The organism is Prochlorococcus marinus str. MIT 0919 (assembly GCF_027359375.1).
Lineage (GTDB): Bacteria > Cyanobacteriota > Cyanobacteriia > PCC-6307 > Cyanobiaceae > Prochlorococcus_D.
The window spans coordinates 1,182,218-1,208,135 of the sequence record NZ_CP114779.1 but is presented as its reverse complement, the minus strand read 5'-3'; the positions used below and the strand labels follow the sequence as shown (position 1 = coordinate 1,208,135).

At 35.1% G+C, this 25,918-nt stretch carries 23 protein-coding genes; 5 read left to right on the top strand and 18 right to left on the bottom strand.

The window, feature by feature from the left end; genetic code table 11:
- Positions 1–3: 3 nt before the first annotated feature.
- A complete protein-coding gene (locus O5635_RS06625) occupies positions 4–351 on the top strand; it encodes a YbaB/EbfC family nucleoid-associated protein (RefSeq protein ID WP_036901866.1) in 348 nt (115 codons plus the stop codon).
- On the opposite strand, the gene rsgA is transcribed toward O5635_RS06625, so the two are convergent.
- The 5 genes from rsgA to msrB form a co-directional block, all read right to left on the bottom strand.
- Positions 335–1,255 carry a ribosome small subunit-dependent GTPase A gene (gene rsgA, locus O5635_RS06620; RefSeq protein WP_036901867.1) on the bottom strand — a complete coding sequence of 307 codons (921 nt, stop codon included), beginning with the start codon at positions 1,253–1,255 and terminating at the stop codon, positions 335–337. The two genes, O5635_RS06625 and rsgA, sit on opposite strands and share 17 nt — an antisense overlap.
- Positions 1,239–1,493 (bottom strand): sulfurtransferase TusA family protein, encoded by a 255-nt coding sequence (locus tag O5635_RS06615; protein ID WP_036901869.1) that lies wholly within the window; start codon positions 1,491–1,493, stop codon positions 1,239–1,241. The genes rsgA and O5635_RS06615 overlap by 17 nt, the downstream gene beginning before the upstream one ends.
- A complete protein-coding gene (dnaJ, locus tag O5635_RS06610) occupies positions 1,486–2,619 on the bottom strand; it encodes a molecular chaperone DnaJ (RefSeq protein ID WP_269607306.1) in 1,134 nt (377 codons plus the stop codon). The genes O5635_RS06615 and dnaJ overlap by 8 nt, the downstream gene beginning before the upstream one ends.
- 39 nt (positions 2,620–2,658) lie before the next feature.
- Entirely contained in the window at positions 2,659–3,402 is a 744-nt protein-coding gene (gene grpE, locus O5635_RS06605) for a nucleotide exchange factor GrpE (RefSeq protein WP_036901875.1), read from the bottom strand.
- Positions 3,403–3,498: 96 nt separating this feature from the next.
- Positions 3,499–4,005, bottom strand: coding sequence for a peptide-methionine (R)-S-oxide reductase MsrB (msrB, locus tag O5635_RS06600; protein ID WP_036901876.1), 507 nt, complete (start codon positions 4,003–4,005; stop codon positions 3,499–3,501).
- A 72-nt stretch (positions 4,006–4,077) separates the two neighbouring features.
- Between msrB and dusA the strand changes: the two genes are divergently transcribed.
- Positions 4,078–5,079 carry a tRNA dihydrouridine(20/20a) synthase DusA gene (dusA, locus tag O5635_RS06595; protein ID WP_036901878.1) on the top strand — a complete coding sequence of 334 codons (1,002 nt, stop codon included), beginning with the start codon at positions 4,078–4,080 and terminating at the stop codon, positions 5,077–5,079.
- Between the two features lies 1 nt (position 5,080).
- Here dusA and O5635_RS06590 read toward each other — a convergent pair whose 3' ends face one another.
- The 6 genes from O5635_RS06590 to O5635_RS06565 all read right to left on the bottom strand — a co-directional run bounded on the left by O5635_RS06590 (position 5,081) and on the right by O5635_RS06565 (position 11,582).
- The gene (locus tag O5635_RS06590; protein WP_269608152.1) at positions 5,081–5,815 is read right to left on the bottom strand and encodes an RNA recognition motif domain-containing protein; all 735 of its coding nucleotides are present in this window, start codon (positions 5,813–5,815) and stop codon (positions 5,081–5,083) included.
- A 121-nt stretch (positions 5,816–5,936) separates the two neighbouring features.
- Entirely contained in the window at positions 5,937–7,325 is a 1,389-nt protein-coding gene (gene argH, locus O5635_RS06585; RefSeq protein WP_036901016.1) for an argininosuccinate lyase, read from the bottom strand.
- A gap of 49 nt (positions 7,326–7,374) precedes the next feature.
- The gene (locus O5635_RS06580; RefSeq protein WP_036901014.1) at positions 7,375–8,784 is read right to left on the bottom strand and encodes a PP2C family protein-serine/threonine phosphatase; all 1,410 of its coding nucleotides are present in this window, start codon (positions 8,782–8,784) and stop codon (positions 7,375–7,377) included.
- A gap of 57 nt (positions 8,785–8,841) precedes the next feature.
- On the bottom strand, positions 8,842–10,170 hold the full coding sequence (gene ftsY, locus O5635_RS06575; RefSeq protein ID WP_036901011.1) for a signal recognition particle-docking protein FtsY: 1,329 nt from the start codon (positions 10,168–10,170) through the stop codon (positions 8,842–8,844).
- A complete protein-coding gene (nusB, locus tag O5635_RS06570) occupies positions 10,170–10,808 on the bottom strand; it encodes a transcription antitermination factor NusB (RefSeq protein ID WP_036901009.1) in 639 nt (212 codons plus the stop codon). Before nusB ends, ftsY begins: the two co-directional genes overlap by 1 nt.
- 24 nt (positions 10,809–10,832) lie before the next feature.
- Entirely contained in the window at positions 10,833–11,582 is a 750-nt protein-coding gene (locus O5635_RS06565; protein WP_036901007.1) for a DUF502 domain-containing protein, read from the bottom strand.
- Between the two features lie 126 nt (positions 11,583–11,708).
- Here O5635_RS06565 and queG point away from each other — a divergent pair, with 126 nt between their 5' ends.
- The 3 genes from queG (at position 11,709) to O5635_RS06550 (ending at position 16,154) form a co-directional block, all read left to right on the top strand.
- A complete protein-coding gene (gene queG, locus O5635_RS06560; protein WP_036901004.1) occupies positions 11,709–12,662 on the top strand; it encodes a tRNA epoxyqueuosine(34) reductase QueG in 954 nt (317 codons plus the stop codon).
- Between the two features lie 25 nt (positions 12,663–12,687).
- Positions 12,688–13,581: a tetratricopeptide repeat protein gene (locus O5635_RS06555; protein ID WP_036901002.1), complete on the top strand. Its 894-nt coding sequence runs from the start codon at positions 12,688–12,690 to the stop codon at positions 13,579–13,581.
- A gap of 77 nt (positions 13,582–13,658) precedes the next feature.
- Complete coding sequence (locus O5635_RS06550) at positions 13,659–16,154, top strand: DNA gyrase/topoisomerase IV subunit A (RefSeq protein ID WP_036901001.1); 2,496 nt, start codon at positions 13,659–13,661, stop codon at positions 16,152–16,154.
- On the opposite strand, the gene purF is transcribed toward O5635_RS06550, so the two are convergent.
- From purF to O5635_RS06515, 7 genes are all read right to left on the bottom strand, one after another.
- A complete protein-coding gene (purF, locus tag O5635_RS06545) occupies positions 16,155–17,609 on the bottom strand; it encodes an amidophosphoribosyltransferase (RefSeq protein WP_036900999.1) in 1,455 nt (484 codons plus the stop codon). It abuts the gene before it with no gap.
- A gap of 40 nt (positions 17,610–17,649) precedes the next feature.
- On the bottom strand, positions 17,650–20,076 hold the full coding sequence (gene purL, locus O5635_RS06540) for a phosphoribosylformylglycinamidine synthase subunit PurL (protein ID WP_036900997.1): 2,427 nt from the start codon (positions 20,074–20,076) through the stop codon (positions 17,650–17,652).
- Positions 20,077–20,078: 2 nt separating this feature from the next.
- Positions 20,079–20,822 (bottom strand): hypothetical protein, encoded by a 744-nt coding sequence (locus tag O5635_RS06535; protein WP_036900994.1) that lies wholly within the window; start codon positions 20,820–20,822, stop codon positions 20,079–20,081.
- A 1-nt stretch (position 20,823) separates the two neighbouring features.
- Positions 20,824–21,981: a DNA polymerase III subunit beta gene (gene dnaN / locus O5635_RS06530; RefSeq protein WP_036900992.1), complete on the bottom strand. Its 1,158-nt coding sequence runs from the start codon at positions 21,979–21,981 to the stop codon at positions 20,824–20,826.
- A 367-nt stretch (positions 21,982–22,348) separates the two neighbouring features.
- Positions 22,349–23,455 (bottom strand): threonine synthase, encoded by a 1,107-nt coding sequence (gene thrC / locus O5635_RS06525; RefSeq protein ID WP_052042669.1) that lies wholly within the window; start codon positions 23,453–23,455, stop codon positions 22,349–22,351.
- Between the two features lie 39 nt (positions 23,456–23,494).
- Positions 23,495–24,055, bottom strand: coding sequence for an alpha/beta hydrolase (locus O5635_RS06520; RefSeq protein WP_036900989.1), 561 nt, complete (start codon positions 24,053–24,055; stop codon positions 23,495–23,497).
- Positions 24,056–25,906 carry an ABC1 kinase family protein gene (locus tag O5635_RS06515; RefSeq protein WP_036900986.1) on the bottom strand — a complete coding sequence of 617 codons (1,851 nt, stop codon included), beginning with the start codon at positions 25,904–25,906 and terminating at the stop codon, positions 24,056–24,058.
- Positions 25,907–25,918: the final 12 nt, after the last annotated feature.

The window sequence follows — 25,918 nt, the reverse complement described above, 5'->3', positions numbered from 1 at the left end:
AAAATGGCAGCATTCGGACTCCCAAATTTTGGGCAACTCACTGAAGCATTTAAAAAAGCTCAACAAATTCAACAAGATGCACAAAAGCTTCAAGAAGAGTTAGAAGAAATGGAACTAAAAGGTCAAAATCTTGATGGGAGAGTTTCTGTATGGCTATCGGGAAGTCAAGTACCCCTAAAAGTAGAAATAGACTCTACAATCCTCAATGAAGGAAAAGAGTCTGCAGAAGCTGCAATGCTAGAAGCCTTAAAAGACGCTCATGAAATATCCACTTCTACAATGAAAGAAAAAATGCAAGATTTAACAGGGGGTTTAAATCTAAATCTTCCTGGTCTTAACGAGGAGAACTAATCATTGATTCTAGAAGATTTCTATAATTTGAATATCGCTCCCAATTCTTATCTACTAAACAACCTGGTTCATCTAAATGCAGGCAATCTCTAAATTTACAATGCTTATTTGATAATTGACTTTTTAATTCTGGAAATAATAAGGCTAATTCTTTTGAATTAACAATAATTTCAGGTCTATTAAAACCTGGAGTATCTGCAAGCAATGATTTTTTACCTAAAGCAAACAGTTCTACATGTCTAGTGGTATGTCTACCCCTATTCAATTTTTTAGTTAAATCTCTAACAGGAATACCTGCTTTTGGTAGTAAATAATTAATTAAGCTGCTCTTACCAGATCCAGAAGGTCCACATAAAACTCCAATGCTTATGTTATTCAGTTCACTAATTAAATCATCCATTCCATATCCATTTTTTACGGATACTGGAAAAGCTTTATACCCCCAACTATTCAGCCTATGTATATACTTATTAGTTTGAAAAATATCAATTAAGTCAGACTTTGTTAAAATAATATTAACATTTTGACCCGTATTTTCTGCAGCAAGTAAAAATCTACTAGTTTGATCAAAATCGAATTCTGGCAATACAAGAGATATGACTACATAAATGTCAGAGATATTAGCCACAGGAGGCCTATCCATGAGACTTTTTCTTGGCAATATGTCGCATATAATACCTGTTTTATAGTCCAAATTTATTTCCTCTAATAGAACATTATCGCCTACAAAAACATGATTTTCTTTATAACTAAGTCGACTTCTCATTTTACAAAGTAATCTAACTTCTTTAAAAAAAGTTTGCTTATTTTCCAGATCTTTATTTTTTACTTCTAAATCTACTAGTAGATAATTAGCCTTTATAGCAACAACAATGCCTCTGCTGAATTTAATCTGAACAGTCACCTTGAGAGACCTTTAAAGTAAGCCAAGATGAAGTATCAGAAATAATCTTGACATGAAAGCCTGCTTCTCTAAGACCAGATAGAACCATTTTCTCAGGTTCACCTTTATCAAGATCTATTTTTAAGAAGTGATTTGGCGTGATTTTCTCAGCAGCTAAAGATGAGCGAATATAATTAACAGGGCAAGGGACTCCCCTTAGATCAAGGTATTCAAAGTTAAGGGAATACTTTTTACTCATTTACACCAAATAATCTACTAAATAAACCACTTTTATGATGATGATGTTGAAGACCCTTTGCTGAGTGATGTGCAGCCAGTTTTTCTAATAAGCTTTTTTCATCCTCAGACAATCTGGTAGGAAGACTTATTTTTAGCAAGATACAATGGTCACCTCTAGCTACAGGATTGCCTAATTTTGGAATTCCTTGATTTTCCAAAGTCAATACAGCATTTGGCTGAGTACCTATTGGAATTTCCAAGGTTTTTGGTCCATCAACAGTATCAACTTCTATAGTATCTCCAAGAATTGCCTGTAAATAACTAACATTTACTTCAGAATGAATATTTAATCCTTCCCGTCTCAATCGAGGATGGTTTTTAACTTTCAAAAAAACATATAAATCTCCAGAAGGACCCCCAAGTATACCCGCATTGCCTTCACCAGAAACTCTTAACCTGGTCCCAGTATCAACTCCTGGAGGGATATTAATACGAAGTTTTTTACGCACTTGCTTAACACCCTTACCACTACAACTTGAGCAAGGGTTTGCAATTATTTGTCCAGAGCCGCTACAAGATGGACATTCTGCAACTTGAGTAAAACTGCCAAAAGGGGTCCTAGTAGCACGACGTACTTGTCCTGCTCCGCCACAAGTTGAACAATTACTAGGACCAGTACCTGGCTTAGAGCCAGAACCTGTACAAATTTCACAAGTTTCTAAATGAGGAATTTTAATTTCTCTTTCTTGACCAAAAACTGCTTGGTCAAAATCTATAGATAAGTCATAACGAAGATCATCCCCTTGCTGGGGTCCCCTACGTTGTGACCTTTGACCACCTGAGGATGCACCTCCAAAGCCACTAAAAAAAGTTTCAAAAAGATCTGCAAAACCACCCATATCTCCCATGTCAGGCATGCCTGCACTTCCACCAAGGCCAGCCTCTCCAAACTGATCATATCTAGCACGTTTTTGCGGATCACCAAGGACTTCATACGCTCTACCAATCTCTTTAAAACGCTCTTCTGCTCCTGCTTCTTTATTAATATCAGGATGATATTGACGAGCTAATCGCCTATAGGCCTTCTTTAATGTATCAGCGTCAGCATCTCTACCAACTCCCAATAGGTCGTAAAAATCAGCCATTAGAACGCGTAGCTTATCAAAGGAAAGAAAGTCATTTAATCAATCGGGCGACATGTTTGATGGGTCTTCATTATTAGCACTCTCAGCCATCATAGATTTTTCATTAGTTTGTTCATCTTTCTTGGTAGGGCCTGGGCCTGTAGAAACCTTAACTAAGGCATGCCTTAAAACACGTCCATTCAAGTGGTATCCACGTTGTAACTCTTCTATAACAATATCTTCTGCCATTTCCTCACTTGGTTCTCTCAATACTGCTTCATGAAGATTAGGGTCAAAAGATTGCCCTACTACGCGCATTGGAGCAACACCAAGCTGCTTTAAAACATCCACCAATTGTTTGTACAGGCCTTGATAACTCTTATGAAGAGCTTGTGCTTCTTCTCCTTCAGGGTTTAATTGTTGTCGTGCCCGTTCAAAATTATCTACTACTGGAAGAATGTCACTTAAGGTATTGCATTTGAGTTGTAAACGAAGATCATCTTGGTCACGGCTTTGTCTTTTTCGAAAATTATCAAAATCAGCTGCAATCCTCACATATTGACTCCGTAAAGTTTCATGTTCTCTTTCCAATTGCTCTAGCCGCGCTTCATTATCTAGTCTTTGAGGCGAGGAATCTTTTGAATCTTCTAAAAACGAAGATTCTTGGACCTCCTCTGCTTGATCCTGAGTCTTATCTTGCAATTGGTCCGTATCAGATCCAGATTGGTCCATCTGGTCTGAATCAACACAATTCGAATTGTCTTTTTGATCTTCTTGTGATGCCGCAGAGACTTCCTCAGTCATATGAGCTAATGCAAATTCTTTTTAACTAATGTTGAACGTTAATGTGCCTATCTAACAAGCTGCGGAAGCCCGCACCAATGAAAACAAATTTAAAAATTACTTATCAGGTCTAAAAACTAATGCGACGCCATTATTGCAATACCTTTTACCAGTTGGTCTAGGCCCATCATTAAATACATGCCCCTGATGTCCGCCACATTTCTGGCAGTGATACTCAGTTCTAGGCACAATCAATTTAAAATCTGTTTTTGTACTAATTGCATTTGGCAAAGGATCCCAAAAACTTGGCCAACCAGTACCACTATCAAATTTCTTTGATGAATGAAATAAAGGTTGATCACATCCAGCACAATTAAAAGTTCCGGTCCGCTTCTCTTCATTAAGAGGACTAGTAAAAGGTCTTTCAGTCGCTTCTTCTCTTAAAACTTTATAAGCTTCTGACGAAAGGCGTCGTTTCCATTCTTCATTACTTAGATCCCAAGTTTGGTCATTTGCCTTAGAAGCTGCAAAAACAGTTTTTGGAGAAAATAAAAGGGCCCAAATAGCCAAAAAAAAGCCTAAAAGAATCGATCTTCGACTAGATATTGAAATAATCTTATTCATAGAAGAAAATTAATTAATTCAAAGCTATCTACATAAGCATTCAGCTGAGCCTTTTGTAGGCAACATAAAAAAATGGTTGCCAAATCAAGAGAAGTAATTTATCAGCCCTATCGATTCAGCATTGCACCAATGCTGGATTGTACAGATAGGCATTTCAGAGTGATTTTTAGACACATTAGTAAGAGAGCTTTGCTTTATACAGAAATGATTGTGGCTAAAGCATTGCTTCACCAAAAAGGAAGCAGCCTTTTAGATTTTAATGAAATTGAGCACCCTATTTCTTTGCAAATTGGAGGGGATGACCCAAAAGAACTAGCTGAAGCGGCAAAAATTGCAGAAATTTGGGGCTATGACGAAATAAACTTAAATGTAGGGTGTCCTAGTTCAAAAGTTAAAGCTGGAAAATTTGGGGCTTGTTTAATGGCACACCCAACACAAGTAGCTAAATGTATAGAAGCAATGAAAAGTGCTACCAATCTTCCCGTTACTATTAAGCATAGAACTGGAATTGATTACCTAGATAGTGATGAATCATTACTTAAATTTGTAGATGAAATAGCTTCAGCAGGTGCAGATAGATTTGCTATTCATGCGAGAAAAGCCTGGTTAAGCGGGTTAAACCCAAAACAAAATCGAACTATTCCTCCTCTAGAATATGAAAAAGTGGGCAGAATAAAAGAAAAAAGACCTGAATTAAAAATCGAATTAAATGGTGGTTTAAAGACTCCAATTAACTGTTTAAACGCACTACAAAAATTTGATGGTGCAATGGTTGGTAGAGCTGCATATTCCAACCCAATGCTTTGGAAAGAAATAGATGCATTAATTTTCGGAGACAAAATAATTGAAAAGAAACAATCAGAAATTATTAAGGCTCTAATCCCATATGCAGAGGCACATCTCAATCAAGACGGACGAATGTGGGATATATGCAAGCATATATTGCAATTAGTTCAAGGCATTCCTGGCGCTCGCGCATGGCGAAGAGAAGTAACTGCAAATGGTCAAAAAGCAAATGCAGATCTAAGTGTTTTAAAAAGCGCAGCTTTACAACTAGAAAAAAAAGGGTTTTAAATTACCCTTCAGCGCCACCGTAATCAGCTTGAGAGTTATCAGTCTCTACTGAGCCACCACGTCTGCGTCGGCTTCTATTTTCATCTCTATCTGTTGAATCAGATGAACCATAACTGCGATCTTCCCAACCTTTAGCACCAGAAGAACGTTGGGCAGAATCCTGATCAGTTCCACCCCCGCTATAGCCGCCACCGCCTTGACCGCCGTAGCCGCCGCCGCCTTGACCGCCGTAGCCGCCGCCGTAGCCGCCGCCGCCTTGACCGCTGTAGCCACCGCCGCCTTGACCGCTGTAGCCACCGCCGCCTTGACCGCTGTAGCCACCGCCGCCTTGGCCGCTGTAGCCACCGCCACCTTGACCGCCGTAGCCACCGCCACCGCCGTAGCCACCGCCACCGCCACCGCCGTAGCCACCGCCGTAGCCACCGCCACCGCCGTAGCCACCGCCGCCGCCGTAGCCGCCACCGCCGCCTCTTCTAGGTCCGCCGCCGCCGCCGCCACGAGGCTCTGCTTTGTTAATTCTTAATGGACGTCCCATTAATTCTGCGTTTTGAAGAGCTTCTATCGCTGCAGTTTCAGCAGCTTCATCAGCCATTTCAATAAATGCAAAACCCCTTTTACGACCTGTGTCGCGTTCTAGTGGTAAAGAACAGTTTGCCACCTCTCCAAAAGGAGCAAACAATTGAATAACATCTTCCTGCTCAGCGCGGAAGGGCAAGTTGCCAACAAAAATACTCACTTGAAAATTGGACCGAAAAAATAAATGAACCAAAAGGCTTAAAAAGCCATAAGTGAATAATTCTACTAAAAATTACTCACTTTTTGATTTTAGTACCAATTAGCGTTTGAAAGACAACTGATTATTCTTTTGAAGAAGAAAACCTATTACTCCAAGCAAGCAACTGTTCAGAAATTTGATCAAAACCAGTGCCTCCCTGACTCACTCTTGAAGCTACGACTTGTTGCGGAATCAACCTTTCATGTATATCCCGATCAAAAAGAGGATGTATTTCTTTCCATTGATCAATGGAAAGATCCTTTAGCAAGATTTTGTCATTTAGACAAAGCTTCACTAAACGACCAACTACTTGATAAGCCTCTCTAAAAGGAACATTTTTAGAGACTAAATAATCAGCAACATCTGTCGCATTAGAAAAATCAGAATTAACTACTGATCCGAGACGATCTATACAAAATTCAAGACCCTCATCTAAAAGAATAGTCATAGCCTTAACAGAGTCTGTAACAGTACTTACTGAGTCAAAAAGAGCTTCTTTATCTTCTTGGAAATCTTTGTTATAGGCCAAAGGTAAGCCTTTCATCATTGCTAATAAAGCTTGTAAATGACCAAACACCCTGCCAGATTTACCTCTTATTAATTCTGGAACATCTGGATTCTTTTTTTGAGGCATGATACTACTGCCTGTAGAACATCGATCAGTTAAACGAACAAACCCAAATTCTTCAGTAGCCCAAAGAATAATTTCCTCAGACAATCTACTCAAATGAACCATTATCAGTGAAGCTGCTGCCGTAAATTCAACGGCAAAATCACGATCACTCACAGCATCAAGGCTATTTAAATAAATATTTTTAAAACCTAGTTGCTCTGCTGTAAATTCTCTATCAATTGGGAAAGAAGTTCCAGCCAAAGCGGCTGCTCCTAAAGGGCAAGTATTAACTCTTATTCTTAAATCAATTAAACGCTCCTTATCCCTCTGCAACATTTCAATATATGCAAGTAAATGGTGAGCTAAAGATATAGGTTGCGCTCTTTGTAAATGAGTGTATCCAGGAATAAGTGTATATAAATTATCTTCTGCTCTCACTAACAAAATCTTCTGAAGCTTAGTCAAATCTAAAACAAGTCCATCTATCCGACGACGTAACCAAAGTCGTATATCTGTAGCTACTTGATCATTTCGACTACGAGCAGTGTGTAATTTTTTCCCTAACGGCCCTAATAAATCTATTAAACGATTTTCAACTGCGAAATGAACATCTTCATCGTCTTGCTTTGGAAGAAACTGACCTTTTGCAGCTTCTAATCGTATTTTTTCTAAACCACTTTCAAGCTGAGAGGCTTCTTCAAGGGATATGATACCTGTTCTCCCAAGCATTCTTGCGTGAGCAATAGAGCCATCTAGGTCTTCTTCCAAAAGAACAAAATCAAAAGCAATAGAAGCATTAAAACGCTCTATGAAAGGATTTAATCCTTCTTCAAATCGATCACTCCAAGTTTTAACCAATTTGAGTTACCAATACTTTTATCTAATAAAGCAGTTTGTTATCTAATTGTCAGTTCAAAGAATTATTTACTTTAGGAAGCAACAATCCCTCGCCAACTTTGAGAACAACCATAGAAGCATCGTCTTCCAATTGATTTTCATTGCCAACAAAACGATCGAGACGTTTAAAAAGCTTTTCTAATATTGCTTGAGCACTTAAAGATTGAGTAGATACTTCTTCAAGCAAAGCAATCAATCTTGTTTCATCGAATCGATCTCCATTCATTCCCAATGCTTCAGTAACACCATCTGTGTAATACAAAAGAACATCCCCTGGATCTAAAGTAATTTCCCCACATACATAATCCGCATCCGGCTGAAGACCAATCAACAAGCCAGGAGCATCTAACCTAGAAACTGATTGTTTATCGGCTTTCCACAGTAATGGTGGGTTATGCGCAGCATTAGCAAAGCGCAACTTATGAGACCTCGGATCATAATCGGAATAAAAAAGAGTAACAAATCTATGTGACTGAGCTAAATCATCTAAGGCAAGCTGATTTAAATCATGAAGAATACGATCTGGTGGTAAACCACTTAAAACCTCAGCTCTCAACATTCCACGAAGCATTGTCATTAATAACCCTGCAGGTATTCCCTTTCCCATTACATCCCCTACAACCAAAGCCCAACGACCACGCTCTCGTCTTCGTCCAAGAAGCTCAGGTCGAGTAGGCATAAAATCATAATAATCTCCACCAACTTGAAAAGCTGGCCTGCATCGCGCAGCAAGTTCAATACCTTCAATAATTGGACAATGGTCAGGAAGTAATTGGGCTTGTATTTCAGCACCAATACTTAATTGTCTATCTACGCTCTCATGCTTACGGGTCTCTTGAATAAAAAGATCATTTTCAATTGCTACAGCTGTTAAGTCAGCAATAATTTGAATATGACGCCTATTCACATCACTAGCAACTAAAGTACCTTTACGATCAAAAGCATAAAGTCTTCCATAATGCCTACCTCGAGAGACAAGAGAAGTAGCATAGATACCCGAACCTGGCATATGAGCTTGCACAAGGGAATCCATAGCAAGTAAATGATCTTCTTCGAAAGCAAAGCCACTTATTTGACCTCGAGAAAATCCTTGAAGTTTCCTTATCAAGCTCTGAGATTTATCAGGAGAAGTAATTCTGATTTGTTCTTTCCATATAACTCCATGCAAATGAAAAGGGACTAACAAAACCCCTTCTAGGCAAACCAATCGAGAGGCAATGACTGGAACAAGGTCTAAAAATCTATTTAAATTAGTAAAATGTCTTAAAGCAAAGCCAAGAGAAGCTAATAATTGCTGATTACGATTTTGTTCTTTCGCCAAACTATCTAACAGTTCGCGTATCGATGAATAAGCAGCAGAAGATTGTGAAATATTCTGAAAAGGTTTCTGAGACTGTTGGCTTACTTGATTATTAGTCAGAAAAATATTAATGCGGGACTAAAAAGCTAGCAATAAATATCAAAACAAACCGTAAAGTCAACGATTTACCAAAAGAGCCTCAACAAACTCGAAACTATTAAAAGGTTTCAAATCTCGTAAGCCCTCTCCAGCACCTATAAATCTTATTGGAAGATTAGCTTCTGTTGCTATTGCAAAAGCTACACCTCCCCGTGAAGAACCATCCAACTTAGTCATCACGACACCCGTTAAGTTTGCAGACTTTGCAAATGACATTGCCTGACTGAGGCCATTTTGACCTTGACTAGCATCAAGCACTAACAAAGATTCGACCAAAGCATCTGGTGCAATTCGATTAATAATCTTCGTAATTTTCGCCAATTCTTCCATTAAATTATTTTTGGTTTGCAAGCGGCCAGCAGTATCAACTAATAATAATTCTATTTCTTTTGACTTGGCAGCACCAATAGCATCAAAAACCACTGCTGCCGGGTCAGCATTAGGTGTCTCATTAGCAACAACTGAGACTCCACTTCTATCAGCCCAAACTTTAACTTGCTCTACAGCAGCAACTCGAAAAGTATCTGCTGCAGCTATCAAAGCAGAATACCCACTTCGTAATGAAAGATTTGCAAGCTTACCTAAAGTTGTGGTTTTTCCCACACCATTAACTCCCACCAATAGCCAAATATTTAAACGATTATGCGTGGGAGCCAATAAATTCTTCCCACTATCTTTAATAGGTTTATCAACGATCTTACAAAGTTGTTCTTTAAGAAATCGATAACCCTCTTTAGCGTCTAAAACTTCTTCGTTTAATCTTCGTCTTAAGGCATTAATAATTTGGTCAGTTGCACTAACACCTACATCGGCTCTTAAAAGCAAAATTTCTAAATCATCTAAAATTTCTGGAGTAAGTGGATCATCTCCAAATTTCTCTAGTAAATCAGTGACAAAGCCTTGTCGAGTTTTTTCCAGTCCTTGTCTTAAGCGTGTTAACCAATTGATATCTTCATAAGATATGTCATCAGGATTTCTACCCTGAGCAGCTAATATTCCTGCAGACCAAGTAAAGCTATCGTCAAATTCACCTATATCCTTTACCTCAGACTCGTGATCTATCGGTACTTTTTCTTGCTGAGGCAGAGAATTATCAAAATTATTATTTTCCTGTGAAAATTCAACAGGCGAAACTTCGTTAGATGATTTTAATAAATTATTATCTAAAGCATTTTCCTTTAGTGTTTCAGTGATAGTAATTTTTTCTTCTTCTTGCTTCTGTTTTAATTTTGCATATGCTTTTTTTGCCCAATCCAATGTCTCCTGATCATTTAAAATAGGATTTTTCTGTGAATTTGTATTAGACGAGCTTTCAATCGATCCTGATTGTGAATCATCGTAATCCATTAGGCAATATTAGTTGAATAAGATGAATGAAGTCTTCTCAAAATACCATTAATCATTTTTCGACCCTGTTCATCACTATAACGATTAGCAAGGTTCACAGCTTCATTACAAGCAATAGGGATTGGAACTCTTAAAATATAAATATCTATATAAGCAAGTCTCAAAATGTCCTGATCAATTTTTGGTAGTCGTTTCAAGCGCCAGCCTTCCATTACATTATTTATTGCATTATCAATTCCCTTTATATCTTCAAGCACTAAGGCAACTCTTTTTATAGCATCTTTTCGAATATTAGGCTGTTCAGATAATGATAATAAAGTAGACAATTCTATAACATCCGAAAGATTATTCAAAAGATCTTCTGAATGACTCAAAGAGCTCTGCAAATAACTTCTAATAGTTGAAATTTGAACCTTAGTGTCATTCTCAACTAATTCACTATCAGATAATTTCTCCTTAGCTGATTCAAGCTGATTTGCACAAGTATCTAATTGATCTCTCCAATGGTTGAAAAGAGTCTCTAAACCCAAGCTCAATAAATCATTTATAGAGATCTCATTTAAACTATCAACTTGAATATGTGAAGTCTGGCCTAAAACCAAAAGGGAAATTTCTCTAGCAATAGATCGAGACTGCATGATAACACTTAAAAAAAATATCTTTCAACTCTGATTAGAAACAGAAGATTGTGATGTATTTGATTTTAATTGAGCAAATAAACTAGAAAAACTTGTATTAATAGTATTATTTCTTTCATCAGGGTTAACAATACCTGCAGAAATAATTGTTCTAAACGCATCCTCTACTGAAATATTTAAATCCTTAACAGATGCTTCTGGGACAAGAGTGTACCAGCCTGTAGTTGGGTTCGGAGCAGTTGGTATGAAAACACTAAGCAAGGGTTCGTTTAATTCTGGCTGAAGAGACGGTCCTACCAATCCAGTCACAAAACCTACGCTAAACAACCCTTCTCTTGGATACTCAACCAAGACAACCCTTCTAAATCTTTTTGAATTATCACGAAGGAAGGTCTCTAATAGTTGTTTCAAAGTTTTATAAACAGAACCTGCTAAAGGAATTCTTGAAAGTGTCCCTTCTCCAAATTCAAGCAACCACCTACCAACAAAATTCCTAGCCATTAAACCAATCAAAAGAATTCCTAACAAAGGAACCGTTAAGCCAAGTGCAAGGTTTATCAGATCTTGTAAAAGGGGATTAAGAGTAATAAATGGATTTAATTGCTTTGGAATAGAAGTTAAAAAAGCAAGTACAAAGCGACTCACAATCGTTGACAGCCAAATTGTTGTGGCCAAAGGTATGACAACAAGCAATCCCGCTATAAGGTCATTCTTAAGGTCTTGCTGAAGCCTAGAAGCTAGAGAAAGATCTTGTCTGGGAGATGACTGCACCAAGAATGTTCTAAATCCTTTGAATTACATTATTCAACTAAGTTAACCAATTTAATTTATTAAAAAGCTTTTTTTAATGGAAAAACTTAAAGATTAAGCAAAAAAATCCTTTTAAAAAATTTTGTAATCATGCCGCTAAGCCAAGATCAATTAAGTCTCGAGCTAAAAAAACAAGCAAAACTGCAAGGTTTTAACCCTGTAGGTATAGCAAGAATACCTGGTAGCAATCGTATCAATCTTAGAACAGCATCATTGCAAAGATGGTTAAAGGCAGGGAATCAGGGAGATATGGGATGGATGGAAGCACCTAGGCGACAAAATATCGAAAGCCTTCTAAAAGATGTTAAAAGCGTTTTGGTAGTAGGGCTAAACTATTTCATAGATCAAACAGGAACAGCTCAAGACAAGCCACTTGTTGCTCGATACGCTTGGGGCAATGATTATCATCAAGTTTTAGAAAAAAGACTTGGGAAAATAGGCAGATGGCTAGAAAGTGAAATTAAAGATTGCAAATGGAAAATTTGCGTGGACTCCAAACCACTTTTAGAAAAAGCATGGGCAGAAGAAGCTGGTATTGGATGGATTGGGAAAAATAGTAATCTTATAAATGAAAGCAAAGGATCTTGGATCGTATTAGGAAATTTACTTTGCACCGTAGCATTAACGCCTGATAATCCCTCAATTCCTCTTTGCGGAAAATGTGACAAATGTATAGAAGCATGCCCAACAGCAGCAATTACAGAGCCGTTTGTAATTAACTCAAACAAATGTATTGCTTATCACAATATTGAAAATCGGAATAGGGAAATACCTGAAAATATTGCCAAAGCAATGGGAAAGTGGGTCGCTGGGTGTGATATTTGCCAAGATATATGTCCTTGGAACCAAAAAAAACTAGAAAGTAGCAAAGACCCAGATGTGCAGCCTCGTGATTGGATTCTAAATTTAACCAAACAACAAATAAAAGAATGGGATGAAGCGACATGGAAGCAAAAATTAAAAGGGTCCGCTTTAAAGCGGATTAAACCTTGGATGTGGAAACGTAATGCAAAATTAATAAATACAAAGGATGATTTCGACTAATATTCAATGAAAGCTTAAAAGTATCATGTTTAAAAACACTATTCTTTTTATAAAAAAGCGAAGATTTATAATATTAGCGATTATTTTTTTTAATTTATTCATACCTATTGGGGGGTCATCTGCTTTTACACCAACTATCTATGAGCCTAATGTAAATGAATTAAAAAGAACTGGAATTAAAATTGGGCAAATAGCTGCTAAATTTATTAGATTTGGACCAACAAAAGAAGGTACTAATTTAGCAAAACTAGCCGTTGCACTTAACCCAGAAGAAATAGAGCTTTGGATGATTCTTGCTGAAGGAGAAATGAGAAGAAATAATTTAGAAGAAGCTCTTTCATCGATTCAAAAAGCTAAGTCATATAATCCCAAAATAGCTAGTCTTTGGTTCGCAGAAGCTTCTATAGCCCTTAATCAAAATAAACCTGAGAATGCTATTGATGCAATTAAAAATGGATTAAAATTAGAACCGAATAATTCAACAGCATATTTTCAATTAGGCAATGCAAATCTAATTTTAAAAAATCATAAGTCTGCCTTAGATGCATTTATAGAGGCATCAAAAATAAACCCTAATTTTTGGCAATCGATTAATAATCAAGGTCTAGTATTATATGAATTAAATAAAATAGATAAAGCTATAGCTAAATGGAAAGAAGCATTAAGTATTACTAATGATGCCGAACCTAAGCTTGCATTAGCAGCGGCACTGAATAAGAAGGACTTAGGCAATATAGAATCAATAGAACTTGTCAAAGAAGCTCTTTCTCTTAATCCCAACTATGTATCTTATCAGCACCAAAAAGAACAGCTTTGGGGTGATAAATTGCAAGAAGCAACAGAGGAACTCTTTAAAAATCCAAAACTCGAAAAAACAATAAATGAAGCCTTAGCAAACTCCGATTTTGAAAATAAGTAATAAGAAAAACTGGTAAGAAAGGAAATAAGTATGTACTCTTAAATTCTTAGGCCTTCTAAGAATCCTCAAGTATCTGGATGGAAGAGCGCCTTCAAGCTATATCTCTGCATCAAGAAATGCAGCGTTCTTATCTCGAGTACGCGATGAGCGTAATCGTAGGTAGGGCTTTGCCTGATGCTAGAGATGGATTGAAACCAGTTCAACGCCGCATATTATTTGCTATGCAAGAACTTGGTTTAACTCCGGAAAGACCATACAAAAAATGTGCTCGTGTTGTAGGAGATGTACTCGGTAAATATCACCCTCATGGAGATCAAGCCGTATATGACGCACTAGTAAGACTCGTACAAAATTTTGCTTGTAGATATCCAGTTCTTGATGGTCATGGAAATTTTGGATCGGTAGATGATGATCCGCCAGCAGCAATGAGATATACAGAAACTCGATTAGCGCCTATTGCTCATGAAGCAATGCTTAGTGAAATTGGGTCAAATACAGTTGAATTTTCTCCTAATTTCGATTCTTCTCAACAAGAACCTGTTGTACTGCCAGCCCAGTTACCATTTCTTATCTTAAATGGTTGTTCAGGAATAGCCGTTGGGATGGCTACAAATATTCCTCCACACAATATTAATGAAGTGATAAATGCCTTAATAGAATTAATTAAAAAACCACAATTATCCGAAGAAAGATTATTAAAGTTAATTCCTGGCCCTGACTTTCCAACTGGAGGAGAAATACTTATAGGAAGTGGTGTAAAAGACACATATTTAAAAGGAAAAGGAAGCATACCAATGAGAGGAATAGCACATATAGAAGAAATCAATAGAGGGAAAGGAAAGCATAAAAAAAATGCAATTGTTATCACAGAATTGCCCTATCAGTTAAGTAAATCAAATTGGATAGAAAAGTTAGCAGATATGGTTAACAATTCAAAAATAGAGGGTATAGCTGATATTCGCGACGAAAGTGATAGAGATGGAATGAGAATCTTAGTTGAATTGCGTAGAGATAGTAACCCAGAGAAAGTTCTAAAGCACTTGTATCAAAAAACAGGTCTTCAAAGTAATTTTGGAGCAACATTATTAGCTATAGTTAATGGTCAACCAAAACAACTTTCCTTAAAAGAATTTCTAAATATTTTCCTGGAGTATAGAGAATTAACAATAATAAAAAGAACAAAGAATGAGCTATTAAAAACAAACGAAAGACTTGAATTAGTAAAAGGTTTACTAAAAGCATTAGAAAATCTAAAAAGTGTAATAAATATGATCGAAACAGCAAGGGATGCAATGGAGGCAAGAACAAGACTAATGGTTAGGTTAGAACTATCAGAGAAACAAGCTGAAGGAATATTAGCTATGCCCTTAAGGAGATTAACTAATTTAGAAACACAAAGTTTATATAATGAATGTGATGCACTTGAAACAAAGAAAAGTTCTCTAGAAATAGTTCTCAATCAAAGGGAAAAATTATTAAATACTATGATTGAAGAATTTAAGTATTTAAAAAAGAAATTTGGTTCTAAAAGAAAAACGAAATTAATAGAAGATGGTGATAAGTTGTTAGCAGAAAGAAATGCAAATCAAAGACCTAATGCTGAATTACAAAGAAAAAATGCTTATGAAGAGTTACCTAAAGAAAACAAGCTCGTTATTCAGCATGATTATGAAGTAAAAATAATAAGTCCAAGAGTACTAGGTAGATTACACCTTAATGAAAGTTGTAATCTTGGCGATAGCCCAATACCTACAAAACTAATATGGCCCATTCAAGAAAATCCAAAAATTGTTGTAATTACAGACTCTGGTAAAGTCGCTCTTTTAAAGTGGGAATTTGCTGGGTTACAACCAGGAAAGATAGAAAAGTTTTTGCCTACTGTATTAGAAAAAGAAACTATAAATACTTTAATTCCTTTAGGTACTAATAAAGATCTCAGTATTGGTCTATTAACCAATGACGGTAAGTTTAAAAAACTGCCTATTGAAGAAATATTAGATATTTCAGGTAGAGCTGCATCAATCCTAAAATTAAAAGAAGAAATAAAACTCAAATCAGCTGTGATCTGTAACTCGAGAAGTAATTTAATAATCGGAACAAATATAGGTAGGGTTCTAAAAATAGAAATGAACGAAAAGTCAATCCCTTCCATGGGTAAACTTGCTCAAGGTTCAACGATAATGAAACTATTTCCAGGTGAAGAAATAGTAGGAGCTATTTCAGTAGACAACTCCCAAAAAGAAGACTTAATAATGGTGACAAAAAATGGTGGTTTTATAAAATATTCTATTTCTTCTCTTAGAAACTGCAAAAAAGGTGATTTAGGTGATATTAATATTGAATTAAAAGAAACTAAAAACAATGATAATATGATTATTCAAATTTTTAATAGTAATAACTTAGCGGGTATAATAACCTCAAAAGGGAAATATGGCCGAATTGATCAGGAACAAATGAATAGCCTGTGTTTAAATAAATTAGATCACTCTCTTTTACAATTAGATAGTGATGAATATATTAAAGAAATAGTTCCCTTAATCGATATAATTAACTACTCATTTCTAAATAATTAGTCATGATACATATTCTCTTTCAACCCATTCTAAATATTCATTTGTAACATTTCCAGTCACATATTCTCCTGTAAAACAAGACAAATCTAAATCATTTACTGGTGAATTCTCTATTATCGCGCTTTTTAAATCATCCACTTCTTGATACACTAATTTATCTGCTAATAATATATCTTCTATTTGAGAAAGTGATCTATTATAAGCAATTAATTCTTTTTTGGAAGGCATGTTAATACCATAAACATGTGGGTAACGAATAGGTGGGGCAGCAGACGTGAAAGTAACACTATTAGCCCCTGCAACTTTTGCCATTTGTACTATTTCCTTAGATGTAGTTCCACGTACAATAGAATCATCAACAATAAGAATATTTTTACCTTTAAACTCTGTACTCATAGCATTTAATTTTTGCCTTACTGATTTTTTACGCAATGATTGGCCTGGCATAATAAATGTTCGACCAATATATCTATTTTTAAAAAAACCTTCCCTATATTCTACTCCTAATTGCCTAGCTACCTGCATAGCCGATGGACGAGAAGAGTCGGGAATAGGCATTACAACATCTATATCACCTGATTTAATATCTTTTTTAATTGTTTTGGCTAATTGATCTCCCATTCTAAGTCTTGCTTCATATACAGAAATACCATTCATGACTGAATCAGGCCTAGCTAAATATACATATTCAAAAGAGCAAGGGAATAAAGAAGGATTATGAGAACATTGTTTAGAATAAAGCTCACCGTTTATAGAAATAAATATCGCTTCACCTGGAAGTACATCACGAACTAAAGCAAAATCATTATTTTCTAGTACCAATGATTCACTCGCTACCATCCATTCAGTTTTATTATTTAAAACTCTCTTACCTAGCACTAAGGGACGGATTCCAAAAGGATCTCTAAAAGCAAGTAATCCATGCCCCGCAATTAAAGCTATAGCAGCATAAGAACCTTCTATTCGCTCATGTAATGATCTAATAGCAGAGAAAACATGTTCAGGAGACAATGAACTGCCATGAATTTGTGATTGTATCTCCGTAGCTAAAATATTCAATAACATTTCAGTATCACTAGAAGAATTTGTATGTCTTCTATCAATATTAAAAAGTTGTTTCTCTAATTCTCGTGTATTAGTTAAATTACCATTATGTACAAGTATAATCCCATAAGGAGCATTAACATAAAAAGGCTGTGCTTCGTTCTCACTCTCAGCAGTACCTTTTGTAGCATATCTAACATGTCCAATACCAATATTTCCTAATAAATTACGCATATCTCTAGTTCTATAAGCTTCTTTTACCTGTCCTTTTGACTTGCATAAATGAAAAAGACTTCCTTCCATAGTCGCAATACCTGTTGAATCTTGACCTCTATGTTGAAGCAACAACAAACTGTCATATATAAGTTGATTAATTTGTTCATTTGCGAAAATGCCTACTATTCCACACATAATTTTCTCCTATATTAGATATAAAATAAAAGTTCTATAATTAAACATTAGAAGCATTTTTATTAACTCTTCTAGAAATTGAATAGTTAAAAATAGATCGCATTTTATTAATTGACAAATTTAACAATTGGTGATTTCCTTGCGAAAGAGTAAAAATAGACTCCTTTTGAACCTTACCTATTTCCATTGCGGGAGTAATAGCAAACTTTGTATTTTGTAGTTTTGATAATGAATATTTCCATTCATCTATTTTGTTAGAAGGTATAGAAACAACAATTCGAGAACCTCCTTCTGCAAACAAAAGTCTATCAAGGCGAGTCTTACTTTCTGGAAGAAAGCAATTTGCACCTAATCCAGAAGCAATGCATGATTCTGCTAAAGAAATAGCAAGTCCTCCATCACTGACATCATGAGCTGATGTAACTAATTCATTTGATATCGATTCACGCAAAAATGTTTGAATCATTTTTTCCAAATCTAAATCTATTATAGGAGGCTTTCCAGTTTGCATACCAAAGATATTATCTAAATAAGCAGTAGAAGATAATGAAACACTTGAATCTAATTTACTAGAAGTCTCCAAAGGAACGCCTAATAACCAAATCAAATCATCTTTGTTAGTCCATCCATGACCTACAGTCTTATTTATATCTTTTATTAAGCCAATCATTCCTATAACAGGTGTTGGCTGAATAGGTTGAATATTTCCATTTGAAAGTCTGGTTTCATTATATAAAGAAACATTACCTCCAGTGACTGGTGTTTGAAGCTCCTTGCATGCTTTAGAAATACCTTTACATGCATTTGCAAGCTGCCAATAACCTAAAGGGTTTTCTGGAGAAGAAAAATTTAAATTGTCTGTTACTGCTAATGGTTCAGCTCCCACACAAGATAAATTTCTTGCTGCCTCTGCAACGGCTGCTATAGCACCATTTTCTGGATCTAAATTAACCCATCTATTAGGACAATCTACAACAGCTGCGATTCCCTTATTTAATAATTTATCATTAGATTTTGCCTGAATATCTCTTAACCTTATAACAGCAGCATCTCCCAAACCAGGAGATATTAAAGTATTATTCTGAACTTGATAATCATATTGATCATATATCCATTTTTTAGATGCTATAGAAGGATCATCTAATAACTTCAAAACAACCTCATTCCATGAAAAGAAATGTGATGAATTGATACTTGGAATTCCTTGTATTAAAGGTAAAGGTAGATTTCTTTCTTTCCATTGCCAATGAGCTTGTATATCAGGGGGTATATCTTTTAAGATTGAATGTTGATCTATAGGTGTATCTTCAGCAAGTGCGTTTGCTGGTAAATCAACAACTACTTGATTTTGATGTAAAACACGAACTACGTTGTCTTTAAGAACTTTTCCTACTACTTCTGCTTTTAAACCCCATTTAAGGAAAATTTTCATCAAATCTTCTTCTGTGCCAGGTTTAACAACAAAAAGCATTCTCTCTTGTGATTCAGATAATAAAAATTCGTAAGGAGACATGCCCTCCTCACGAGCGGGAACTAAATCAAGATTGAGTTCTATACCTACTTGACCTTTAGCTGCCATTTCAGCACAGCTGCAAGTTAATCCTGCTGCACCCATATCTTGTGCAGCAACAACATTTCCAGTTTTAAAAGCCTCAAGACAACCTTCTATTAGTCCTTTTTCTAGAAAAGGGTCTCCTACTTGCACGGCAGGTCGATCATCCAAAGAAGTATTACTTAATTCAGCACTTGCAAAACTTGCCCCACCCATACCATCTCTACCTGTTGTGCTTCCTACATAAACAACTGGAAAATCAATACCAGAAGCTCCTGAACAAACAATTTGATCTGTTTCTAACAAACCTATTGCCATTGCATTAACTAAAGGATTGCCTGAATAACTTTTATCAAAAACAACTTCTCCACCAACAGTAGGAACTCCTACACAATTTCCATAATGGGCAATACCTGATACGACACCTTCCAATAAACCAACATTTTTATCTTCGTCTAACAAACCAAAGCGAAGAGAATTTAACAAAGCAATAGGTCGGGCACCCATGGTAAAAATATCTCTCAGGATTCCACCTACACCAGTCGCAGCTCCCTGAAATGGTTCAACAGCCGAAGGATGATTATGACTTTCTATTTTAAAAGCAATTTTTTGATTATCACCAACATCAACAACACCAGCATTTTCTCCTGGACCTAACAATATACGCTTACCAGAAGTAGGAAAACCACTCAATAAAGGTTTCGAATTTCTATAACAACAATGTTCTGACCACATAACACCAAACATTCCTAGTTCAGTTCTATTAGGCCAACGATTAATACGAGAACAAATCTCTATAAAATCAGTTATTTTTAAACCCTCTGCTTTTAAAGAAACTGCAATATCATAATCAACATTAGTTAAAGAGATGTTAGTTAAACTTTGAAAATAATCATTAGTATAATTACTTGACATAGTTATATCCAAGGATCTCCATTGTAATTGGAAAAAGATTTAGAAGAGCCTTCTTGAGAAACTTCTGAATTTATATTATCTTCCCATTGATCAAAAAAATCATAATTTTTACTATTTTTAGAATAATCGTTCTCATCCCAAGGTAATTCTTCTAACCAACCTTCTAAACGATTATTAGCTCTTAATGAAATTTCATCAAATTGGTCTCGCAATTTCTTACTTTTTCTTAAAATATCTTGGCGTAAACTAGACTTAACTATTGGAAGATCATCTAAAGAAAGAAACTCTGTAAAGACAAGTCCAGGTTGTTGATCTTCTATGTTATTAATAGATAAACGCCATCTACTTGTTCCTGGTATTTTAGGATTAGACCGAGAAACTAAATAATATAAAATATTCCCAGTTTTAACATCAAATACAAAGTCAGCGATTAAAGCTATTTTCTCTCCTTTACGGTTAATCATATGAGCATCTAACAAAGTAGGAAAACGATCAAGAGTTGCTTGATCAGACTCTGCAGGTAAACCTTTTACGAAGACCTCTTCAGCATTAATACCTTTTAATTGATCTAACCTCCAAACATTCCGTAAAAGTCGTAAAGTAGAAGGTCTACTAGCCCACCCAAGTATTCTATGTATAGGAGGATGCATCCAAGCCATAACCCCTAAACCATGGTTTATGCCTTTATCACATCTAACATTATGATGTAATAAATCACTCAAAAGTAATTCATTAGAAGCAATCAATTTACGAACGAATTTGTACAGGCATTACAAGGTATATAAAACTATCTTGATTATTAACAGGAGAAAATACAGCAGGAGTTGTTGGTGAATTACAACGCAATAATATTTTATCAACTTCAAAAACTTTTAAGCCTTCTAATAAATATCTAACATTAAATGCTATTTGAAAATTTTCCCCGTTAAATTTTACAGGTACAGACTCCATACCACTTCCTACATCCTGAGCATCAGTAGTAATTTTTACAACATCAGATGAAGTATCTTTTGTTATTTTTATTACATTATTATGTTGATCCGCAAGAACAGCAATTCGGTCAAGTGCACAAAGAAAAGTTTTTCTATCAAATTCTAAAATATTAGAGAAAGAAGGGGGTATTAATTGACTATAATTAGGATAAACACCTTCAAGAGTTCTTGTTGTAACAACTTGATCAAGAGATATAAATACTACCTGACCACTATCATAAAAAAGATTAATTTTATCATCAGGTTTTAAACTTCCTATAAAACGTTCAATCTCACGAAGTGACTTAGAAGGAAGAGTAACTTGTATTTCCTCAGTATTTTCTATGTTATTTTCTAGATTTAAATCTATTGCATCATCTAAGTTTAAAACCACTAATCTATGTCCATCTGTTGCAGCAGCCTTTAAAGAACTACCGATAAAAGTCAAATGAACACCTGTAAGTATTTGTTTTGATTCATCAGAACTACTTGCAAATAAAGTACTTTTTAATGCATTAGCAAATATATAAGGTTTTACACTAAAAGAAGTACCTGTTTGTACTAAAGGTAAATCAGGAAAATCATCTGCCTTTAACCCTCTCATTTGATAACTACCACTTTTACTTTCTAATTGAACTTGTTCACCCGATTCATCACTAGACAAATTTACAGGCGAATCGGAAGAAAGCTTTGAAATAATTTCCCCAAAAAGTTTTGCAGGCAAGGTAGTAGCACCACTGATTTCAACAGATGCAGGAATAGAAGTTTGAATTCCAAAGTTCAAATCAAATCCAGTAAGACTTAAACGTTCTGTTCCGGCATCAGCAGTAAGTAAGACATTTGCCAATACAGGATGGGTAGGTCGAGACGCTACGGCCCTGCTAACTAGCTGAAGAGCGCCATTGAGTTCTGATTGGGAGCATACGAGTTTCATCGAATTAAATTTAACGACGAAAGTCAAAAATGGAATCCTAGTTTTTCATATCTTTTCAAAAAATGGAAGCAAACGACTGATTATCGTTTTTCTTCTATCTCTTTAAATAAAAGAATATGAATTAGTAGTAGTAGAGCCTGTGGTTACTGTGGAAATTGTCTCATCCTCCTTTTATAGCAAGCATTTAAAAATAAATTTGCTGTGGTAAAGAATATGAAATTCGTGGAATATTGAGTAGCTTTCCACAAAAATACTTGCATTGTTGAAAAACCTAATTACTTTTCTTTGGTTTTCAGAATCCTTTTCCTCAATTCAAAGCCTATTTTTACTTTCTTTTCCTCAGACAGAAATTTAATTGGTTATGCGCTTAAAGACCCATGGCTTTGGCTATGTCTTCTACGTTGGGATTCAAATTTGATTTAAATGATGAATCATTATTATTAATTGCTGTATCCGGATCTTTTAATCCATTTCCTGTAAGAACACAAACAACTTTAGAATTTTTTGGAATCTCATCTTTTATTTTTATTAATCCTGCAATAGATGCCGCACTAGCAGGTTCACAAAATATACCTTCTTCTTTTGCTATTAATTTATAAGCTTTTATTATTTCTTCATCAGTTACAGCTGTAAACTTACCATTACTTTTTTCTTTTACTATATATGCATTATCTCTATTTACAGGGTTTCCAATTCTTATAGCTGTAGCAATTGTATTTGGATTCTCAATTCTTTTATTTAAAACTAAAGGTGCTGAACCACTAGCTTGGAACCCCATCATCCTTGGTAATTTTTTACTAATCCCTGCTTTAAAATATTCTTCAAAACCCATCCAATAAGCAGTGATATTTCCTGCATTTCCCATTGGTATACATACCCAGTCTGGTGCTTCACCCATAGCATCTATAATTTCAAAAGCAGCTGTTTTTTGTCCTTGAATCCTATAAGGATTAACAGAGTTAACAAGTGTAATTGGATATTTTTCAGATAAATTTTGAACTATATCTAATGCTTTATCAAAATTCCCTTTTATTGCTAATACCTCGGCTCCATAAACTAATGCCTGTGCTAGTTTTCCCTGAGCCACATAACCATCAGGAATAAGAACAAAGCATTTTAATCCCCCTCTTTTAGCGTAGGCAGCTGCAGAAGCAGATGTATTTCCAGTACTTGCACATATCACAGCTTCACATTTATTTTCTTTTGCCTTGCTTATTGCCATTGTCATACCTCTATCTTTAAAAGACCCTGTTGGATTTAAACCGTCATATTTCACATAGATTTTTACTCCTTTGCCAATTACTTCGTTTATCGCTTTTAAAGGGATTAATGGCGTAGCACCTTCTTGTAGAGTAATGATAGGCGTTTTATCTGACACTGGAAGCCATTTTTTGTACCCTTCTATCAATCCAGGCCAATGTTTATATGTCTGGTTAAGGCCTAAATGTCTTTGAATTTTTTCTAAATAAGTCACAATCAAAATTTTGTCTTTAATTAATTTAATCCTTTAAGCTCATTTTTTTAGCTTTTCTAAAGGAGAATCTGAATAAAATTTCATTAATTCTGACATTGACTCTACTTTGTTAAGGACTTTATATAGCTCAGTCACATTTATTGCCATTACTTTGCTTGGATAAGCTTTTATAAAATTAACTATATTAATTTTTTCATTACCAACATCTATCGCTTTAATTGCTGAAGCTCGCAAAGCTAAGATACTTGCTCTTTCTTCATTAATTCTGAAAGGATATATTATTTTTGAGACTCTTTTAAGAATTGCAGTTCCAATATCACTATAAATCAATCTACTTGTTAATATTATTGGCGCATTATATTCTTTTTTTAAAATTTCTCTAATCTTTTTCTCTTCTTTTTCTTTAATTATTTTTTTTAAGAAACCTTTTTTTATCCCTTTTTCTGTAAAGTCTTCTATTTCTTCAATAGTTATACTTCTACTAAAAATACCGTGAATTAATGATACTTTTTCAGCTGCTTTTATTGAATGACAAAAGCTTGTTAAGCTTAAACAATAACAAATTAATAATAACTTTAGATCTAAAATTTTATAATTCATTTATTGTTTGACTCCTGCAACAAGCTTAATCATTCTAACAATACTTTTTTCTGTAATTCCCTTTGCTATTTTAATACCCATTTTTCGTGTATCTTTTTCTTTTAATATTCTTGGTATTTTTTTTATAATCAATTCTTTGTTAAATCCTGGTAGGTTTTCTGCTATATTTATAATCTTTTTAATTGGTTCTATTTCAACCATTAAATAACTTTCATTACTCTTTATTTGAGTAGATCTTATATTTTCAGGAAGTTTACTATTTAAGCTTTGTATGGTTTTCCATGTAAAAGAATCAAATTTGCTCACTACTGCTTCTACCAGTTCTTTACGAAGTATGCCTCCTTTTGCAGAAAATAAAAAGTCCAATACTCTATCTAATAGGTTTTCAATATCTATATCGGTTTGTTTGGCGGCGCTTAGCATCAGTTCATTTAATCTATTCCATCTAAATGTTTCACCATCAAATAGCATTTCTTTAAGACTTTTTCTGAGTTGAGGGTCAGGATCTTCCATTAATCTTTTAGCAAAGTATGGATACGCTGCACCAAGTATTTTGAATTCAGGGTCTACGCTTAGTGCTATTCCTTCTAGAGTAATTAAGGATCTTATTATTAATGCATAGTATGGCGGTAATTTGAAAGGAAATTTGTACATTACACCTGACAAATCATCTGTAACGCTTTTAAAGTCCATCTTACTTACCCCTAATTCTAGCGCTGTGCCAAAAACTGTTTCGAAAGCAGGAACTATAGGCATTAAATTTACTTCTTTAGATAAGAAACCAAGTTGAACAAAATCTTTTGAAAGTTTATCAAAACTTCTGTTTACTAAATGTACGACAGCTTGTATTAATCCTGTTCTTGATTCTCTGCTAACTTCACTCATCATTCCAAAATCTAAATAACATAACCTTCCATCTTCTAAAGCTAACAAGTTTCCTGGATGTGGGTCGGCATGAAAGAAACCATGTTCTAAAAGTTGTTGAAGACTACAGTTTACTCCTATTTCAATCATTTCATCTGGACTTATACCTAATTGTTTGACTTTTTCTATATCTGTCAATTTTACTCCTTCTATCCATTCCATTGTTAACACTCTTCGTGATGTATGCTCAGTGTATACTTTTGGGACGGCAATATTTTTATTATTTATATGTAAATCTTTAAACTTTATTGCATTATTTGCTTCATTTATATAATCCATTTCTTCGAATACTCTTTTCCCTAATTCATCAATTAAGGCTATTAAGTCACTTCGAATTATTTTTATATTTGCTTTTAGCCATCTTGCTATATTTCTTACAATATATAAATCTAATGTTATTTGTTCTCTTAAACCAGGCCTTTGTACTTTAACAGCAACCTTTTCTCCATTTATTAAAACCCCTTTATGTACTTGGCCTAAAGATGCTGCAGAAACTGGCTCTATTTCAATGCTCTTAAAAATATCTTTTTTATTTACTTTTAAGTCTTCTTCTATACATTCCATTGCCAACTTTGGATCAAAACCAGGTAATTGGTCTTGTAGTTGTGCCAGTTCTTCTAACACAATAGAGGGTACTATATCCGGCCTCGTCGATAAAGCCTGACCTGCCTTGATAAAAGCTGGTCCTAGGCTCACCAATAAATCCGCAAACTCTTTAGCTCTTGCTCTAGCTTTTTCCTTGTTCTTTAGCAAACCTAGTAATTTATCCCAGCCAACCCCTAAAAGAAAGAGTGTGATAGGGATCAGGGTTGCCCACAGTCTTTTTATAAATCTATAAGGATATTTTTGATAAATTTTCGCAATAGTTTCTGGGTCATATTCCAATAGGCCTTCTGCTTCTATGAAATCGGTAAGTTCTTTTGTCATTGCATAAAAGAG

Excerpts from the sequence above, each read along its gene's own strand:
- msrB (WP_036901876.1), bottom strand. The coding sequence starts at position 4,005 with ATGAATAAGATTATTTCAATATCTAGTCGAAGATCGATTCTTTTAGGC.
- dusA (WP_036901878.1), top strand. The coding sequence starts at position 4,078 with ATGGTTGCCAAATCAAGAGAAGTAATTTATCAGCCCTATCGATTCAGC.
- nusB (WP_036901009.1), bottom strand. The coding sequence starts at position 10,808 with ATGCAGTCTCGATCTATTGCTAGAGAAATTTCCCTTTTGGTTTTAGGC.
- dnaJ (WP_269607306.1), bottom strand. The coding sequence starts at position 2,619 with ATGGCTGATTTTTACGACCTATTGGGAGTTGGTAGAGATGCTGACGCT.
- O5635_RS06520 (WP_036900989.1), bottom strand. The coding sequence starts at position 24,055 with ATGAATTATAAAATTTTAGATCTAAAGTTATTATTAATTTGTTATTGT.
- purL (WP_036900997.1), bottom strand. The coding sequence starts at position 20,076 with ATGTCAAGTAATTATACTAATGATTATTTTCAAAGTTTAACTAACATC.
- ftsY (WP_036901011.1), bottom strand. The coding sequence starts at position 10,170 with ATGGATTACGATGATTCACAATCAGGATCGATTGAAAGCTCGTCTAAT.
- grpE (WP_036901875.1), bottom strand. The coding sequence starts at position 3,402 with ATGACTGAGGAAGTCTCTGCGGCATCACAAGAAGATCAAAAAGACAAT.
- O5635_RS06625 (WP_036901866.1), top strand. The coding sequence starts at position 4 with ATGGCAGCATTCGGACTCCCAAATTTTGGGCAACTCACTGAAGCATTT.
- O5635_RS06515 (WP_036900986.1), bottom strand. The coding sequence starts at position 25,906 with ATGACAAAAGAACTTACCGATTTCATAGAAGCAGAAGGCCTATTGGAA.
- O5635_RS06555 (WP_036901002.1), top strand. The coding sequence starts at position 12,688 with ATGTTTAAAAACACTATTCTTTTTATAAAAAAGCGAAGATTTATAATA.
- O5635_RS06615 (WP_036901869.1), bottom strand. The coding sequence starts at position 1,493 with ATGAGTAAAAAGTATTCCCTTAACTTTGAATACCTTGATCTAAGGGGA.
- dnaN (WP_036900992.1), bottom strand. The coding sequence starts at position 21,981 with ATGAAACTCGTATGCTCCCAATCAGAACTCAATGGCGCTCTTCAGCTA.
- purF (WP_036900999.1), bottom strand. The coding sequence starts at position 17,609 with ATGTGTGGAATAGTAGGCATTTTCGCAAATGAACAAATTAATCAACTT.
- O5635_RS06550 (WP_036901001.1), top strand. The coding sequence starts at position 13,659 with ATGGAAGAGCGCCTTCAAGCTATATCTCTGCATCAAGAAATGCAGCGT.
- queG (WP_036901004.1), top strand. The coding sequence starts at position 11,709 with ATGCCGCTAAGCCAAGATCAATTAAGTCTCGAGCTAAAAAAACAAGCA.